Raw genomic sequence first — 523 nt, 5'->3', positions numbered from 1 at the left:
TCGCTGCCGCAGCTTCGGTGCATGGTTTAGCCCCGTTACATCTTCCGCGCAGGCCGACTCGACCAGTGAGCTATTACGCTTTCTTTAAATGATGGCTGCTTCTAAGCCAACATCCTGGCTGTCTGGGCCTTCCCACATCGTTTCCCACTTAACCATGACTTTGGGACCTTAGCTGGCGGTCTGGGTTGTTTCCCTCTTCACGACGGACGTTAGCACCCGCCGTGTGTCTCCCGTGATAACATTCTCCGGTATTCGCAGTTTGCATCGGGTTGGTAAGCCGGGATGGCCCCCTAGCCGAAACAGTGCTCTACCCCCGGAGATGAATTCACGAGGCGCTACCTAAATAGCTTTCGGGGAGAACCAGCTATCTCCCGGTTTGATTGGCCTTTCACCCCCAGCCACAGGTCATCCGCTAATTTTTCAACATTAGTCGGTTCGGTCCTCCAGTTAGTGTTACCCAACCTTCAACCTGCCCATGGCTAGATCACCGGGTTTCGGGTCTATACCCTGCAACTTAACGCCC

General features: G+C 54.5%; 1 rRNA gene. It reads right to left on the bottom strand.

Features of this window, described 5'->3' with window-relative positions:
- A 23S ribosomal RNA gene (locus J4650_RS22670) occupies positions 1-523 on the bottom strand; the annotation flags it as partial.

Origin of the sequence: Salmonella sp. 32120201201600049SM (assembly GCF_017572835.1) — a bacterium.
Classification (GTDB): domain Bacteria; phylum Pseudomonadota; class Gammaproteobacteria; order Enterobacterales; family Enterobacteriaceae; genus Salmonella; species Salmonella enterica.
Note: the sequence above shows the minus strand (reverse complement) of the source record. Positions and strands in the feature narration are given on the sequence as shown.